The 16,060-nt window shown below is 48.0% G+C and carries 20 protein-coding genes; 13 read left to right on the top strand and 7 right to left on the bottom strand.

Annotated features, from left to right (window positions below; all coding sequences use genetic code 11):
* Positions 1–133: 133 nt before the first annotated feature.
* Together J0895_RS17440 and J0895_RS17445 are read left to right on the top strand one after the other, a co-directional pair.
* The gene (locus J0895_RS17440; RefSeq protein ID WP_207089286.1) at positions 134–316 is read left to right on the top strand and encodes a hypothetical protein; all 183 of its coding nucleotides are present in this window, start codon (positions 134–136) and stop codon (positions 314–316) included.
* A 28-nt stretch (positions 317–344) separates the two neighbouring features.
* Positions 345–3,419: a hybrid sensor histidine kinase/response regulator gene (locus J0895_RS17445; RefSeq protein WP_340643545.1), complete on the top strand. Its 3,075-nt coding sequence runs from the start codon at positions 345–347 to the stop codon at positions 3,417–3,419.
* A gap of 34 nt (positions 3,420–3,453) precedes the next feature.
* Here the strand turns inward: J0895_RS17445 and J0895_RS17450 are convergent, their stop codons facing one another.
* Positions 3,454–4,098: a hypothetical protein gene (locus J0895_RS17450; protein WP_207089287.1), complete on the bottom strand. Its 645-nt coding sequence runs from the start codon at positions 4,096–4,098 to the stop codon at positions 3,454–3,456.
* A gap of 57 nt (positions 4,099–4,155) precedes the next feature.
* Entirely contained in the window at positions 4,156–4,629 is a 474-nt protein-coding gene (locus J0895_RS17455) for a KGK domain-containing protein (RefSeq protein WP_207089288.1), read from the bottom strand.
* A 50-nt stretch (positions 4,630–4,679) separates the two neighbouring features.
* Here J0895_RS17455 and J0895_RS17460 point away from each other — a divergent pair, with 50 nt between their 5' ends.
* The 8 genes from J0895_RS17460 to J0895_RS17495 all read left to right on the top strand — a co-directional run bounded on the left by J0895_RS17460 (position 4,680) and on the right by J0895_RS17495 (position 9,237).
* Positions 4,680–4,871: a hypothetical protein gene (locus J0895_RS17460; protein WP_207089289.1), complete on the top strand. Its 192-nt coding sequence runs from the start codon at positions 4,680–4,682 to the stop codon at positions 4,869–4,871.
* A 159-nt stretch (positions 4,872–5,030) separates the two neighbouring features.
* Positions 5,031–5,231 (top strand): hypothetical protein, encoded by a 201-nt coding sequence (locus J0895_RS17465; RefSeq protein ID WP_207089290.1) that lies wholly within the window; start codon positions 5,031–5,033, stop codon positions 5,229–5,231.
* Positions 5,232–5,666: 435 nt separating this feature from the next.
* The gene (locus J0895_RS17470; RefSeq protein ID WP_207089291.1) at positions 5,667–6,254 is read left to right on the top strand and encodes a PAP/fibrillin family protein; all 588 of its coding nucleotides are present in this window, start codon (positions 5,667–5,669) and stop codon (positions 6,252–6,254) included.
* 3 nt (positions 6,255–6,257) lie between these two features.
* Positions 6,258–6,659: a peptide-methionine (R)-S-oxide reductase MsrB gene (gene msrB / locus J0895_RS17475; RefSeq protein WP_207089292.1), complete on the top strand. Its 402-nt coding sequence runs from the start codon at positions 6,258–6,260 to the stop codon at positions 6,657–6,659.
* Between the two features lie 502 nt (positions 6,660–7,161).
* Entirely contained in the window at positions 7,162–7,569 is a 408-nt protein-coding gene (locus tag J0895_RS17480; protein WP_207089293.1) for a hypothetical protein, read from the top strand.
* Positions 7,570–7,652: 83 nt separating this feature from the next.
* Positions 7,653–7,979 (top strand): hypothetical protein, encoded by a 327-nt coding sequence (locus tag J0895_RS17485; RefSeq protein WP_207089294.1) that lies wholly within the window; start codon positions 7,653–7,655, stop codon positions 7,977–7,979.
* A gap of 136 nt (positions 7,980–8,115) precedes the next feature.
* On the top strand, positions 8,116–8,535 hold the full coding sequence (locus J0895_RS17490; RefSeq protein WP_207089295.1) for a hypothetical protein: 420 nt from the start codon (positions 8,116–8,118) through the stop codon (positions 8,533–8,535).
* A gap of 63 nt (positions 8,536–8,598) precedes the next feature.
* The gene (locus J0895_RS17495; RefSeq protein WP_207089296.1) at positions 8,599–9,237 is read left to right on the top strand and encodes a hypothetical protein; all 639 of its coding nucleotides are present in this window, start codon (positions 8,599–8,601) and stop codon (positions 9,235–9,237) included.
* Positions 9,238–9,415: 178 nt separating this feature from the next.
* Here the strand turns inward: J0895_RS17495 and J0895_RS17500 are convergent, their stop codons facing one another.
* On the bottom strand, positions 9,416–10,504 hold the full coding sequence (locus J0895_RS17500) for an AI-2E family transporter (protein ID WP_207089297.1): 1,089 nt from the start codon (positions 10,502–10,504) through the stop codon (positions 9,416–9,418).
* 286 nt (positions 10,505–10,790) lie between these two features.
* Here J0895_RS17500 and J0895_RS17505 point away from each other — a divergent pair, with 286 nt between their 5' ends.
* Positions 10,791–11,051 carry a hypothetical protein gene (locus J0895_RS17505; RefSeq protein ID WP_207089298.1) on the top strand — a complete coding sequence of 87 codons (261 nt, stop codon included), beginning with the start codon at positions 10,791–10,793 and terminating at the stop codon, positions 11,049–11,051.
* A 49-nt stretch (positions 11,052–11,100) separates the two neighbouring features.
* Here J0895_RS17505 and J0895_RS17510 read toward each other — a convergent pair whose 3' ends face one another.
* A complete protein-coding gene (locus tag J0895_RS17510) occupies positions 11,101–11,649 on the bottom strand; it encodes a L,D-transpeptidase (protein WP_207089299.1) in 549 nt (182 codons plus the stop codon).
* Between the two features lie 253 nt (positions 11,650–11,902).
* Here J0895_RS17510 and J0895_RS17515 point away from each other — a divergent pair, with 253 nt between their 5' ends.
* Complete coding sequence (locus J0895_RS17515; RefSeq protein ID WP_207089300.1) at positions 11,903–12,040, top strand: hypothetical protein; 138 nt, start codon at positions 11,903–11,905, stop codon at positions 12,038–12,040.
* Between the two features lie 688 nt (positions 12,041–12,728).
* On the opposite strand, the gene J0895_RS26470 is transcribed toward J0895_RS17515, so the two are convergent.
* Positions 12,729–12,851: a hypothetical protein gene (locus J0895_RS26470; RefSeq protein ID WP_277989861.1), complete on the bottom strand. Its 123-nt coding sequence runs from the start codon at positions 12,849–12,851 to the stop codon at positions 12,729–12,731.
* Positions 12,852–13,070: 219 nt separating this feature from the next.
* On the opposite strand from J0895_RS26470, the gene J0895_RS17520 reads away from it, so the two are divergent.
* Positions 13,071–13,463 (top strand): metal-sensing transcriptional repressor, encoded by a 393-nt coding sequence (locus tag J0895_RS17520; protein ID WP_207089301.1) that lies wholly within the window; start codon positions 13,071–13,073, stop codon positions 13,461–13,463.
* Between the two features lie 24 nt (positions 13,464–13,487).
* Here J0895_RS17520 and J0895_RS17525 read toward each other — a convergent pair whose 3' ends face one another.
* Both J0895_RS17525 and lnt read right to left on the bottom strand, forming a co-directional pair.
* Entirely contained in the window at positions 13,488–13,847 is a 360-nt protein-coding gene (locus J0895_RS17525) for a phage holin family protein (RefSeq protein WP_207089302.1), read from the bottom strand.
* Positions 13,848–13,891: 44 nt separating this feature from the next.
* Complete coding sequence (gene lnt, locus J0895_RS17530) at positions 13,892–15,565, bottom strand: apolipoprotein N-acyltransferase (RefSeq protein WP_242541385.1); 1,674 nt, start codon at positions 15,563–15,565, stop codon at positions 13,892–13,894.
* Between the last annotated feature and the right edge of the window lie 495 nt (positions 15,566–16,060).

Raw genomic sequence — 16,060 nt, forward strand, 5'->3', positions numbered from 1 at the left:
GGGCGCAATGCTTACGCCCTGAATTGGGCCTGCGCATTGCGCCCATACTCTATTACCTCTGTATTTAGCTTGTGCCGTTCCTAACTCCAAATGGAACGGGTTAAACAGTCTGGATGAGGAATAGTCCGAATCAATGCGGAACTCCACATCTTTGACAGACTCGATAGTCTTGGCTCAGATGCAGGGCTATCCCGTCGAAGAATTAACTGGCAAACTGATTGTAGATGTATTACCCTTAGAAAATATATCCGATTTAGCCGAAGGGATTTCCAGGAGTAGCGATCGCATTGATGCAAGCCTGACAGTTCCTGCATAGTCGGAAAGATGATACAATTTGTCCCGTTGTGATCAGCGCAACTGGGATTAGAAACACAGCAGTTCAAATCCTCTATCACGCTATTAGCGTTCAAGACATCAGCGATCGCAAAACTATGGAAGAAGCACTCCACCGTCAAGAACAACAGTTCAAATCCCTAGCGAACCATGCCCCCGATGGAATCGCCCGTTTTGATTGCCACCTTCGCCATGTTTACATTAACCAGGCTGGGGAAAAAGCAAGAGGGATGCCTGCTGAAGCTATTCTCGGCAAAACCCATCAAGAGTTAGGGCTTCCAGAAGCCATTGCCAACCTGTATCAACAGCAGTTGAGCCAAACCTTTGCCACCGGATGCGAATGCTTATTTGAATACCAGTTTCTAGGATCCGATGGAATGCAGTTTTTTCAAACGAAGGTCTTTCCAGAATTGGCAGCAGAGAGTTCGGTGGAGTTTGTCGTGAGTATTTCTCGGAACATAACGGAGTATAAACGAGTCGAGCAAGCCTTCCAGAAAACTGCATCGCGGTTTCGTCGAGTGTTTGAGTCCAACATGATTGGTCTGGGTTTTTGGGATATCCAAGGCAAGATAACCGAAGCCAATGATGCCTTGCTGGAGATGTTAGGCTATACCCGAGAAGAATTTGACACCCAAGGCCTCTCCTGGAAAAACGTCACGCCACAGGAGGATCATCAGACAGATGTCGAGGCCAGAGAAGAAGCCTTAGCTCAAGGATTTTGCACCCCCTACGAAAAGGAATTCATTCACAAAGATGGGAATTGGGTTCCTACCATTAGTGGTGGAGCTTTGTTTGAGGATACCCCCGAGGAGGGAGTATTTTTTGCCCTCAACCTGAGCGATCGCAAACGCACGGAAAATGCCCAACAGTATCTCTCAGATGCGAGTACCATCCTTTCGAGTTCCCTGGATTATCAGACCACCTTAGCCACGGTAGCGGACCTGACGGTACCTCAACTGGCCGACTGGTGTACGGTGACTGTGGTCGAAGAAAACGGCAGACTCCCACCCCCGATCACCGCTCATATCAATCCGGACAAAGTTGCCTGGGCCAAACAACTCAACGACAAGTATCCAGTTGATCCCGACGCACCACGGGGTTCGCCACAAGTCCTGCGGACTGGGATATCCGAGTTTTATCCCTATATTCCTGAAGAGTTGCTGGTCGAAGCGGCCCTGGATGAAGAACATTTGCAAATTCTCAAAGAAGTCGGGTTTAGTTCGGTGATGATTGTCCCGATGATCGCCCGGGGGAGGTCTTTGGGAACGATTTCCTTTGTGGCTGCTGAATCCGGTCGTCGTTACGATCGCTCAGATCTGAACATGGCGGAAGAACTAGCCCGTCGTGCCGCCCTGGCTGTGGATAATGCCCGACTCTACGAACAAGCGCAACAAGCAAGGCAGATGGCAGAACAGGCGGCAGCGCGGACTGCTCGCTTACAAGCGGTCACTGCTGCTCTATCCGAGGCCCTCACCCCTGCCGAAGTTGCCGAAGTGGTGGTTAATCAAGGGATTGCAGCCCTTGATGCTAAAGCCGGTTCCCTGGTCATTCTGGCCGATCAGGACAAGACATTAAAGATAGTCGGCGCGATCGGTTATCCCCAAGAGATTGTAGACCAATGGCAGAATATCCCCATTGATGCACCCGTCCCTTTATCTGAATGCGTGCGGACGGGGGAACCGATTTTTCAAGAAAATTTAACCGATTTAAGCGTTCGATATCCCATCTTGTCCAAACTCCAGGGAAAGACAAATAATCAAGCCTTAGCAGCGATCCCCTTAATTCTACAGGGACAATCCATCGGGGCGATGGGGTTAAGTTTTGCCGAGGCGCGAGAGTTTTCCCCAGAAGAGCGAGCCTTTATGGTGGCCTTAGGGCAACAGTGCGCCCAGGCGATCGCCCGGGCTCAATTATACGAAGCTGAACAAAATGCCAGAGCAGAAGCTGAAGAGGCCAATCGGGTCCGGGATGAGTTTATCGCCGTGTTGTCCCACGAGTTGCGATCGCCCCTTAATCCGATTTTAGGCTGGGCTAAACTGCTACAAATGCGGAAATTCGCTGAAGCCAAAACCTTAGAAGCATTAAAAATCATCGAACGTAATGCCAAGTTGCAATCCCGACTGATCGATGATTTGCTAGATATTTCCCGGATTTTACGCGGGAAACTGACCCTAGAAATGTTTCCGGTCCAGTTAGGAAAAATTATTGAATCTGCTGTGGAAACGGTCCGGTTAGTCGCAGAGGCCAAGCAAATCTGCATTGAAAAATTCCTGCCAATGGAGTCCGTGGAGGTGTTAGGGGATCCGAACCGCTTGCAGCAAGTGGTGTGGAATTTGCTCTCCAATGCGGTTAAGTTTACCCCAGAAGGGGGACAGGTCAGCATTCGCCTAGAATCCACCACCGGCAACCTGGCTCAGATTACAGTGTACGATACAGGTCGAGGAATTGCGGAGGAGTTTCTCCCATACGTTTTTGAGTATTTCCGGCAGGCGGATAGTAAAACCACTCGGTCCTTTGGGGGGTTGGGTCTGGGTTTGGCGATCGTGCATAACCTGGTGAAATTGCATGGGGGTTCAGTCCAGGCAGAGAGTGACGGAGAGGGTCAAGGCACAAGGTTTACCGTGACCCTCCCTTTGATTTCCCTGAATTCTCCAGTTCTGGAGGAGCCTGTTTTCCCCGAGAGTGAGCCCAGTTTAGAGGGGATTAACCTAGTGGTGGTGGATGATGACCCCGATACCCTAGAGTTTCTGGAATTTGTGTTGCAGCAGTATGGTGCCAATGTTCGGGCAGTGAATTCGGCACAACAGGCGATCGCCGCGATTGAAAAGTCCATTCCTGATTTACTGTTGAGCGATATCGGAATGCCGCAAATGGATGGGTATATGCTGATTCAGGAACTCCGACAATGGGAACCGCAACTGGGGGGGGCAATCCCGGCGATCGCCTTGACTGCCTACGCCGGAGAGACGAACCGTCAGCAAATCCTCGAAGCGGGGTTTCAGCAACATCTCGCCAAACCCATTCAACCCGCAGAGTTAGTCCAGGCGATCGCCTTCTGGGTTCAGCAACAACAGCATTCCGACTGAACCGGGTTAGTCTTCCCCATCGGGTACTCTCGGACTAGGTGGCAGTGGAGGGACCGTAAACATCGCCGAGGGGGGAAATGCTTTGAGAAATCACCCGATCTCTGAGTTGTCCATTGTCATCTCCCTGAGTGCGATCGCTGATAAAAGATAATTCCATAGTGAGGCGCATCTCTGCGTGTCGCCATTCCTTACCCGGTTCCAGAAATTCAATCGTGGGAAACCCTAAACGAGTCGGTTTCACAAAATCCGTCATTTCTGCACAGGCGATTTGCACTTCTTCTTTGAGCTCTTTGACAATTTCGCTGACTTGACGGGGTTCGCGACAAATCAGATTGGTATCAGCTTGAATGACGGCAGTATCTGGCAAAATTAACTTTGGGTTTTGTCGCGTCAGACAATCGATGTGATTGAGAGTTTCCTCGCCACGCATCTTGAATCCGGCGATCGCCAACAAGCGAATCGTCCCGCGATCCCATCCCCCACTGGGTTGAATTGCCGTTCCTTTCGACCCATCAATTAAACAGTTGACGTCGTAAGAAACGCGGGTAACGGCCCACAGGAGGATAGACAGCAGTTCATTAAATAGGAATGTCTGCCGATAAAACTTGTGGGTGGGCAGCTTAATTAAGGTGTCGTTGGAAAAAATGGCCGTTTGGATCGGGGTTTGAGAATGGGTCATAGCACCAAGAGATAGGCGTTGGGCAAAAGAACGCGATGCTATTGTAACGGTTTTTGGTTAGCGGGGGTAGCGCTGTCGGTGTCCATTCTTTTCCGACTGTGGCATTCCTCTACTGTAGTCCGTCTCCGGTAAGGGGCGATCGGCCCCCGTCTGCATCTGCGAATTCTCCCCAGATGACAATAGCGCTTCCTCGGGAACATCCGGGATAAATTCTAGACTAATTTTAATTTTAATTTTGCCTTTTTGCCAACCCTGACCCGTAATTTTCAGGAGTTCCCCCTTCACCCCTTGATTCAAAAACTCTTTCGTATCCGTGAGCCCCAACTCTAATCCTTTTTGTTTTAACGCATTAGAAAGGGTATGATTCAGTTGGTTTTGCTCGGTCATGGCATGGCCCATCATTTTCCGCAATTGACTGACTTTAAACAGTTTGCCGCGAAATGACACCACATCATCATCGGAGCATTCGGGTAAAATGCTATTTTCTTCCATAACCATAAAATATTCCAACAAGGTCTTTGCCGATATCATACAAGCAAGGTCCGGCCTCACCCGTATTGTTCACTCCACCCCTTATGGTTATGGCAAATGCTTTTATGGCCTTCAGTCTGGGTAACGTTGTAGACACAATCGACCCCTTGTATAAGTCTTCAGAAGAACCCCGATTAAACTCAGGCAATCATTCGAGCGATCGCCGGACTGTTTCATCCCAGTTGTTTGAAGACTGCATCAAAAGTCTCCCCTCGAATCGGGCGATCGGGCGTGAGTCCTGACCCTGTGCCCCTTGAGATTTCACCGGCAAACCGAGGATCTGAACCTCATGGACCCTAGAATTAGCCCAGGTAATCTCGTATCATTTGACACGGAAATAGGTTTTGCGCCATGCTTAATGTGAAGGCAACTATTAAAAAAAGCTGGATTAACACGGTCCCATGCTCGATCGCCTGTGGAAAAAGTTAGAAACACCATTTCACCTACCCCTGGGTGTAACCCTTCCAATGCGCCTAGAACACTTAATAAATCGAACCTATGGCTATTCCCTTCCCTTGCCCCTGCCGTTCCCCTATCAATCCTACTTCCGCATTGCCCGACTTTTGACGAAAGTTTTTGATTTTTTTCGCCGGACCCTCTAACCTTCTTCCTGAAAATATGAGACCTTATTCAAGTCTGGAGTAGCGCAGTTCACCCCGTCACCTTGCCAAATTTTCAACTAATACCCTAGCCCTGTCAAGGTGATAAATTTAATGACGCTCAATCGTTGTTTCATGTAGGGGTAGGGTCTCCAAACTCTATCCGGTGATGTAGGGGTTTGTTCTCCAAACCCTATCCGGTGATGTAGGGGTTTGTTCTCCAAACCCTATCCGGTGATGTAGGGGTAGGGTCTCCAAACCCTCTTGAGGCTTAATTGTGAATAATTAGGGAGAATTGAGGGCCAGAGGAGTGCGAGCATCTTGCTCGCTATCCTCAAGAGCGAGCAAGATGCTCGCACTCCACAATTCCCAAATAATCTATCTCTTCACCTTGAATCAGGCTATAAATTAGGGAGGAAATCGGGGAGAGAAGAGAGTATGACAAACCAAACAAGAGATGAGGCAGTCCAAGAAGCGCGATCGCAACTGTTGAAGGACTCGGAAGATGGCACTCTGGACTCTTCAAGTCTGCAAGGGGCGATCGCCATTCTGGAAAAAGCCCAAATCCGAGGCGATCGCCAGTTACTAGAGGGGGAATGGCGGTTACTCTGGAGTTCGGGAACGCGCAACGCTCAGAAATTGAACAAACCTGGGAACGGGATAAACCGCAAGGCGATCGCCTCCGTCATCCAGCGCCTGGATTTGCAGCGCCTGTGGTTTGAAAATCAAGTCACCCTTGCCGGGAGTTCCCTGATTGTGGGCGGTCCTTTTGAGTACAAACAGCACCGCATTCAGTTCCGGTTTGAGCGCCTGGGGTTCCAACTCGGCCCCTTGGGGCTTCTCAAACTGCCCCTGGGCAAGTGGGCCTCGGGATGGCTACAAACCACCTACTTAGATGAGGACCTGCATTTGGAACGGGGGGACCGAGGGGGGATTTCCCTATACCTCAGAGTGGGGACTTCAACCCCAACCCTCTGCAAGGATAACGATAGAATAATACTTTCACATACCCCTGCAGAGGAATGAACAATGGTTCAGAAAATTGAAAAATCAGAAAGCGAGTGGAAAGGGCAACTGACCCCAGAACAGTTCAAGGTGACGAGAAAGAAAGGAACCGAAAGAGCTTTCACGGGAGCTTACCACGACAATAAAGAGAAGGGAATCTATAAATGCGTCTGTTGCGGGACGGAGTTATTTAGCTCACAGACCAAGTTTGACTCCGGTACCGGGTGGCCGTCCTTTTGGACACCAATTCAGGAGGGGAATGTGGCAGAAGAAGAGGACCGCGCCATGTTTATGCGTCGGACAGAAGTTCTCTGTGGCAATTGTGACGCTCATCTCGGTCATGTTTTTCCTGATGGACCGAAACCGACGGGATTGCGCTACTGCATTAATTCGGCATCGCTCAATTTTGAGAAAGTGGAAGATTAAGGGGGGAGAAGGTCAGATGGCGATCGCAACCGCTGACCGTTGAACTCCCCGGAAGCACCTGGGCAACGCCTACTCTGCGATCGAATAACTGCGGACGCTCTCATCGGGCGGGCAGTCATTCAAGGGATATCGTATGCATTCACGATAACACTCGGAGGGGAAATCCCCTCTTTTTTTTACAAAAGTTTACTTGTTTTCTCCCGGACCATTTCCACCCGGTTGAGAGGCAAGCACAGAACATTTTTTATGGTGATATTGCAATATTGAAAAACCACAAATTTGATGTTTAACTTGGTATTTAACTTCAATTATCTTGGCATGAACTCCATAAAAAAATCCCTGAAATTCCCCTAACATCCCCCGGAGAGGCTCTTTAAAAAAACTTAAAACCCCCTTGACAGGAGAAAGTAGAGGCTCTTTAATGAGGATATTCAGAGGATTAAAGAGGGTAGCGCCATCGCTCCACTCTTCAACCCTTACTCACTTCAAACGAGACAAAACAATGATGATCTCTCTCAAGGCTTATAAAACCGTTGCTCAAGCTGTCAAAATGCCGAAACTCAGTGGAGTTTTGGGGTTACTGACCCTCGCGACTTTAGGCATCGTACCCCTTCCTGCTCAAGCTGGGGGATACCGCGTCAGTGGGGACAGTGCCGTAGTCCAAACCAGTGAACAACGTGCGGTTGTGACCGGCAATGGAAACTTTGTAGACCAAAATTCCACCCAAACCAATATCGATCGCCGGGGCGGTGGACTCGGAAACCAAGGTGTTGTTCAGGACCAATTGCAGAATGCCGACGTTTACGGACATCACAATCAAGTGCGTCAAAGCAATCGTCAAACCACCGTGGAAGCAGATAGCACTCGGTTCGCACCTCGCCCTCGTCCCAACTATCAAAAGAAACATTAAGGCGATCGCCTTTAGACAACTCCCGATCCTGACGTCGGGATAGATCTCACCCGACGTCATTCCCTTTACTCACGGTGCCAATTATGTTCACACAATTTAACCGAGTCTGTCTGGCCGCGACCCTCTCCACCGTGGCGATCGCCACTCCCCTAACCGCACAAGTCTCACAGGGTAACAGTCGCCCCCCGATTCCCGCAATCAATCAACAAACGGCGATTAACGGCAACGGTAACACCGTTAACCAAAACGTCAATCTGTATTATGTTGACCCTCGCGGTCGGACTTTTCCAAATTCCGCTGTGCCATCCTCGAACCGCCTACACCAATCGATTAGCCCTAGTATCATCCGCACTCCGGCTAATCTTCCCAATGCTTCTTCCCGAAATAATCAAAATTTTATCCGGCACTAATGGCCTAATTTTGATAATTCAGTGAAAGCGATATCAGACTCAATCTCGGTGCATCCCCATTATTTCCTGGCATTCAATCGGGAAGAAAAGACTTTCTTTTTCCTCCTCTATTTAGTCATTTTCATCGGTAAAATTCATGAAAAAATCTTCATTTTTAGGCAGTTTATCCATTGCTACTTTATTCACCATTGCCCCCGTTGCTACGGATTTAGCTGCCGCCCAATGTGTGCAAATTGATACCGGCGTGCAAATTTCCATCAGTGGCGGAGGTCCGGCCCAGCAAACCAATACAGTAGATATGGGAAACCCCGGCGCTTGTGGTCGCAATGCCACCGTGACTACGGGAACCCAAATTCATGTCGGACCCAATCGGGCAGTTCAAAACCGTTCTGTTCGTCAGTCTGTTCAAGGGACAGCGCGATCGCTCAGGTCAACCAGCTATCCCGTGCAGATTCAGGTCAATCCTAAAATCAACGTAGATAATCCCGCTGATCGCCTTAACTCTATTAATAATCCGGCTATTCGCTATCGAGAACAACTGCGGTTAATTGAGTAATTGAACCGGATTAAATGAATGAGTTAGATTGGTTGCTGTCTTTTTGTATTTAGGACTAAAACAATGTATAGAGTCATAAATTTTGTGGGATATGTAATCAAGCCGCCCCACCGTGTGAGATGGCTTGCCCTATTCACATCCTTAGCCGCATTGATGCTCAGTGCGACCCAGGCTCAGTCTCAGATGTCGATTCAGGTGGATGAACAGGGAATTCGGGTAGAATCCGAGGGCGGATTGAGTATTGAATCTCTTCGCAGTCGCAGTCGCCTCGGGCAACAAACTCACTTAGAACGTTTCCGACCGGGGTGGATCGTTTTCCCCCTCGATCGCCCTAATTTGGTGTCTCAATCGGGGTATTCCCGACAGTCACACCGGAGTAACCTGTCTCAAACCCAAGAAACTGGGATTACGGTGGATGCTGACCAATTATTAGCCCTGGAAGTTTGGGGCGATCGCGGCACTTACATCAACGCAGAGATTGTGATCGATGGGAAAGTGGTGGAGACCATTCGCGGCAACTATACGGCGATCGACCTCTCGTCTTATCTCAATCCAGGCAAAAATGAAATTGAAATCACTGGAAATTATAGTCCCGCTAATTCCAGTGTTTACGTGGAGTTAACCGGCGATCGCAATACGGTTATGCAAGAAACTCGGGGTACTGGACGCCTCAATCAAACCCTGATTCTTGACCAGCGTTGATTCGTTATACGGAACTTCTCATTGCCCAAACCCGCACCCTTAAAGAAAGGGTGCGGGTTTTAATCTTAGCCCGTTCAAGGTGTATTTGTAGGGGCGCAATGCGCAGGCCCCTACGTGAAATTTCCGATGTTTTGTCATTAAATTTACCATCAATTCAGGGCTAGGTTTTAATCTGTACTTAGGGTTCAGAATCCGTTAAGGGTTCACCGGGTAAGGGGTCTTCTACTTGAGCAGAATAAGCTCCCTGTCGGGTCCAATTATTCATGATATCTTTGACTAATACTTCCTTTAACCAAATTTGTAACACCGCCACGATGGGGAGGGCGAGGAATAAACCGAGAAACCCAAAAAACTGAGAAAAAATCAGCATAGAGGTTAAAGTAACCGGCGGGGGTAAAGAAATTTCATTTTTCATGACCATTGGGGTTAATACTAGCCCTTCTAGCTGCTCAATAAACAGGTAAAATACAATGACTATCACTCCTTTTACGGGTGAATCTAGGAAGGCTAGGGCGATGGGGGGAATGGAACCGACAATCGGGCCAATATTGGGAATGTAGGTCAGTAAACCGGATATCATGCCATTGACTAACGCTAAGGGGATGCCTATTACCCATAAGCCTAATCCACTGGCGATCGCAATAAAAACCATGTTAAAAATTCGGCCAACGGCCCAACCCACCAAATTTTTTTCGCATCCTTGGAGAATTTCATCGACTCGGCGGCGATAAAATGCTGGAAATATCAGCATAAAACTCTGTCGATAGAGGGTCGGATTGGCTAATAGCATGACAATTAGCACGAGCACCAAGAGCAAGTTTAATACAAAGTCTAAAGAATTGGAGAAAATATTAAAGAATCCACCAACCCAACTTAAACGGATATTGGGAAGTCGTTCAGCTAAAAATTCAATATTTTGAATATCTTCAATCACCTGATTGGGAATAAAGGTTTGTACCCATTGATACCACTGACGCAGTTGGGCCAAGGTTTGGGGGAGGAGTTCCCGCAATTCTTGAAATTGACTAACAACCCTGGGAAAAATTAAGACAAAAAATAAACCCAGGATGGCAACAAGAAGGCCAATCGTCAGGGCAATGGCAAAACCGCGATTGAGACGCGATAGCTGTAATCGACACACCATTCGGTTGAGGACTGTGGCAAAAACAATGGCGGCAAAAATTAGCAACAGAACAGTTCTAATTTCCCAGAGAATAATCAAAGAAACAATAAAAGCGATTGCCCCAATCAGGTTGCCGAAATTCAATGTTATACTCCTTTTATAATCAATATTTTCAATTTGTTGGTTCTGAGTTGAGCGGGTTTGAATAATTTTTATAACTTTCTTGTTTTATTAATTCCATCAATAACAATAAGTTGAGAAAGAAAAAATCTAGGGATTTTCGCTTACAAAAAAACTATTTTCCCGGTAATCGTCTCCCCGAGTCATCCCCCTAGAGACAGAGTTTTTTTACTACATTTGTGCCTGCACTCAGGTCAGCGCTGCTGGAACTAAGCCAGTTGCTCAATGGGCGATCGCCCAAGGGATTTCCGTGGAAATTCAACACTTTTACCCGACCCTGAATCGCGGGATCAAAGTGCAGGGCAGTCCCTCCGCAACGGGGCTAGTCATTTATTATCAGGATATCACCGACGCCCTCCAGGTTCAAACTGCCCAGGAATGCGAGGAAATCGGGGCAGAAGGGGGAGAAAGGGGCGGCTGTAGAGTGGCGCTTCGGCTACAACTCACCACAGCTTATCTGGCACTATTCTCAGGGGGAAAGGCTGGCAAAAATAGCCTCTGCCTCCGGTGAAACAGGGGAGGCAGAGGCTATTTTTTCTGATTCGGTGATGTTCTGACAATTAAGGAATCACGGTCACGGTTGTGCCAATTTGCACTTGATCATATAAGGCGATCGCATCGTCATCCAACATTCGGGCGCATCCCCAGGATTCTGCCCGTCCGATGGACTGGGGAGAGTCTGTTCCATGAAACCCGATCGCATTATTGCCGTCAGTCCAAAATGCAATCCATCTCGGTCCTAAAGGATTTTGCGGCACTCCTGCGGGAATAATTTCCCCAGTAAACGGACTTTCCCAGATGGGATCTTTGACCATTTGAAACACTTGAAATGTCCCCAGAGGAGTTTCCGAACCCGGTTTACCCACGGCAACCGGATAAGAGGACTGCAAGACCCGATTGTGATAAACATATACTCGGCGATCGCCCAAAGATAAAATGAGATGAGTCTGAGTCGCTGTCGGAGTCCGATAGGCAATTTCGTGCGGATCTATCCTCTGCGGTTCAGGAACTCTAGGGGAACTCGCGAAATCATTAAGAGTAGCATGAGCGGGGGCATTACCTAAAGCCAGTATTAAAGCACCTAAGACAGAAATGTGACGGAGAAACATAGCAATCCCTAATTTCGATCAGTAATTGCAGTTTACTAAGGTGACTGTTCCGCTTACGGATAGCACTGTTCCACTATTGGGAGTGGATGTTTTTTGGGGCGATCGCAAAACAAATACCCCACCGAGAAGCAGACAGTTACCCAACTGGTTCAAGCTCTCCCAGGACAGCTCAAAAACTGTCTGAATCTCTCTGCTAAAACTCAAAAATAGTCCGGATAATTAGACTAGAAACCCGATGGACAAAACCCCGATTATGAACGCACAACCTCAATCTCTCAAAAAACCCCCAACTCCGCCTCCCCAGACCGAATTAGAACAAGCTGCCCAAGACTTCGGTCGGGCTTTAGTGGTGTACTTAGCTTGGAAGTCCGCTGGTTTACTCGACCAGTAACCCACCTGCTCTCACCCACAAAGTAACCGGCGATACATGAACAGGACTTACGCAATCTGTAACATCGAAACCTCAATGTAGAGGCATCCTTTGCGAATGCCTCTACATTGAGGGTTTGCTCTCCCCAAATGTGTAAGTCCTGGAGACTTTAGAGGTTGGTTATAGAACCCCAAACAAAAGCCCCCATCGATGGGGGCTTTTTCAAACTTTAAACGATTCAATATGACTAAATACAAATGAATTTACGCCTTGAGACTGACATCGAAAATCTCTTTAAAGTTAAAGCGTCCAGCTGGCTTCGTGGAGGCGATGCTTCCGAAAACTGGCCCTGATGTGGCTGGAATAGCTTAGTGCGCGCAGAAACTGTTCGGCCAATTCTTTGATGGAGCTTGATAGGGGTTCAGATGTCGTCGTCGGTTGAGTGTCATTTTCCATGACTTGATCCTCTTTTTCTGGATAGGGGTTGGCAGAGTTGTCGAGTTCTAACCATCCTAGTTCTAGCTTACATCACCCTAGACCATTTATTAACAGAGAATTTATAACCACCTGAAAATGGGAAACAGGATAGGATTTCAACTCAACAGTTATATTATCCCATTTTTTGACAAGGTAGCCGGTGATGATATCGGGTAGAACTGGGTGATACTTTCGCCCATCACAGGCGATCTCGATCACAGGTTCAAGGGGTTTAGGCAACCCGCATCAATAGCACTAGGTCACTTTCTACCGTAGGCTGAGGCAGGGGTGAGGTTTCCGAAGGGACGGAATTCGACTCAGAAGATTTTTGGAAGAAGTAAGTAATGATTTCCATGATAGATGCGTTTTTTAGTTCGATGAATCAACTATGAGCCATCGTGGAAGCTACAGACGAGAGCTTGTGGCAGTCTTTAAATTGGTTTTTTCATTTTCCCGGTGCAACGGCTTGAACCCACCCAAAACCCTGGAAACAGTGGACAGTTGTCAAAGTGGCGATCGCACCCGAACTTAGGATAAAATACTGAGTGTTACTGCCGCCTTTCCCCAATCCCTCATGGTTCTACCTGACTCCTCCACTGCTCATCCCGGGCCTGACCAGGCTCACAATCACGATTCCGACGGGTTCCACACCCACCCCAGTCCCGATCACGACTCACGCAGCCACTCCCATGTTCACGTTCACAGCGAAGAGTCCCTACGTCGCCTCGTCAATCGCCTCTCTCGCATTGAAGGCCATATCCGGGGCATTAAAACAATGGTTCAGGAAAGCCGTCCCTGTCCGGAAGTCCTCTTACAAGTGGCTGCCGTTCGCGGTGCACTCGATCGCGTCGCCCGCATCGTCCTGGACGAACACCTCACCGAATGCCTCGCCCGGGCAGCCAAAGAGGGCCATATCGAAGACGAAATCGAAGAACTCAAGGCCGCCCTCGATCGCTTTCTGCCCTAGCCACCCAAGAGCGTTAGTGTAGCTTTAGAGTAAAATCATTTCAATCGAGCTACTGACTAACGCTAAAGCCAACGCCCCAAAAATAGCCGTCGTGATGCCCTTCTCCAACCGAAAACCGGGAACCACACGGGCAGCGATGGCAAAGATAATCACGTTCATCACAAACGCGAATAACCCAGCCAATAAGCCCAAAGTCAGCAAATTTGGGATGAAAAATACGGCTTTGAGCAGGGGTAAAATCAGCACATTTAATCCCCCCAACGCAGCCGCAGCCATCAGCGCTTTTGGGGGACTATCAATCTCAATCCCCAAGGGCAATCGAGAAATCAACAGCAAGCTACTAAACGTGACTAACCAGGCAATCAGAATATCTACAAGTTGCATTGTTATATTTTCCGTTAAAGTAAGAGGGTCAAATTTTCACTCTCTTACCTTATCTCTGACTCCTGTGCTTTCACCTCTGCTTTAAGATATAACTCTCTCTCTGCCAAAAGGTGATTATAGCGGTTCCCCCAGTTATTCCCGTACATCATTTTGGGGAGTACAGAACTTTTCACGGTACTTTTTACGGTCCAGTAATCCAGACCAAAACCGATCGCCGCTATTCCCCAAAAGCCGAACAATAACCAATCTCCCCATCGCACATATAAGGTTTGAGTTTGGCGTCGGTAAATCGTATCTGCATGAATTTGATAGGTATTCTGTTCGGAAATCCATAAGGTTTTGCCTTGGGGATTGACGATCGCCGAATAACCTGTATTGGTCGCCCGAACCGCCCAGCGATCGGTTTCGATCGCCCTCATCACATCTTGAGCATGATGTTGCTCCATCATGATTGCGGTATAATGAGCATCATTAGACGCACTCAGGATAAACTCCCCCCCGGCTGCTGCTTGTCGCCGAAACAGTTCAGAAAAGGCGGAATCATAACAAATCCCGGCGATCGCTCGTCCGAAAGGCGTATCAAATACTTGATCCGGTTTTCCCGCCACTAACCGCGCCTCTAAGGGCGATAACCTCTCCACGATTTTACCCAAAATTTTCTCAAAAGGAATATATTCTCCCAAAGGAACCAGCTTGGTTTTATCGTACTGGCTAAAGGTTTCTCCATCGGGAGTCACCGTAATTAAACTATTGGTAAAATTGCCCTCTTGACTGCCAAAAGTTCCCACCCAAGCGGTTGCCTCATAGTCGAGAATTGTTTGATAAAAAGAACTGTAACGGATATTTTCTTCAGTCCATAAATAGGGGAAAGCTGTCTCGGGAATCAAGATGCCATCCACTCCCGCCTCAGCTAACTCTTGATACCCGGTGGTATATCCCTGCAAGGCGCGACGCCATCCCTGGGAATCAAACTTAATTTCATTGGGAATATTCCCTTGAATGATGCCAACTGTTAGGGCAGTTTCCGGAGATTGGCTCAGGGGACGATTGTAGAGAGCCAATCCAATTCCATGTAAAATTATAAATAAAATAATCGCAGAAGCTAACAATAAACCTCGGGTTCGGTTGAGAGATTTTCGGTCAGAATTGAAGGCGAGAATGGCTTCAGCAATCAATCCATTGACGATGACGATCGCCCCGGTAATTGTAGTCGGACCGGATAGCTGTCCCAGGTGCAAAATGACTAAATTCTGGTGACTTTGGGTAAAGGCAAGGGCGGTCCACCAGAGATTTCCTGTACTCCAAATGGCTTCTAAACTACACCAAAGAGCAGTTGCGATCGCCACGCGGACCCAGGGAGAGGGGGGATGTCCAGAAACCTTTGTAAATAGCCGATTTATCCCGGTCAGCGTGACCGCCCAAAGAGTGACTAATGCCGCACCCCAGAGGGTGATAAAGGTCCAACAAAAGCAGGCGATCGCCAAACTTGCCAGCCAAGGAACCCCCAACCAAGTCATCGGATGAATTCCGGTAATCCAAAACAAGGCAATTCCGTGATATCCGATTCCCCATAACAAGGGCAATCCTAAAAATTTCAACTGCCAGATTCTCTGAGTTCTCGATGAGTTTTCTCCAGTTTTGACCAGGAGAATCCACAGGGGAACTAAGGCAATCCAAGCTAAGGGCCAAGCGTTGAAAGGGGCTGGGGTTAATCCCATCAAAATACCCCCAAATAAGGCGGCGGCCAATCTCCAGAAACTGTTAAATTTTAAAGCAGATTTGAACGGTTTAAACACGGGTATTTATCGTGAATTCGGGTGTCGTTGGCTCATTATGAATGAGTCTAAACTATAGGAATTGGTCAAGTAGAGGGAAGACAACCGGGTTTCTTAACAAAAATGCTGATCAGCTGTTTCCAGACTCTTATGGTACATATTCGATTAGGAGTGCGAGCATCTTGCTCGCTTTCTTGATGACAGTCCTAAATCAGTTGTGGAATCAGACCTCTCCCCCAACATAAGGCGGCCTACAAGGAGAGGGGAGCAGGAGAGGACATAAATCATTTAGAACAAGCTATATAGCGACCCTAAATCATTTTGACAATGGATCCAAGCCCGAGACCCTAGGAGTGCGAGCATCTTGCTCGCTTTCTTTATGTCAAACTGATTTAGACTGGCTATATAACAACCGGATTTAAAATTGCTATAGCTACC

Origin of the sequence: Phormidium pseudopriestleyi FRX01 (genome assembly GCF_017313335.1) — a bacterium.
Lineage (GTDB): Bacteria > Cyanobacteriota > Cyanobacteriia > Cyanobacteriales > Laspinemataceae > Laspinema > Laspinema pseudopriestleyi.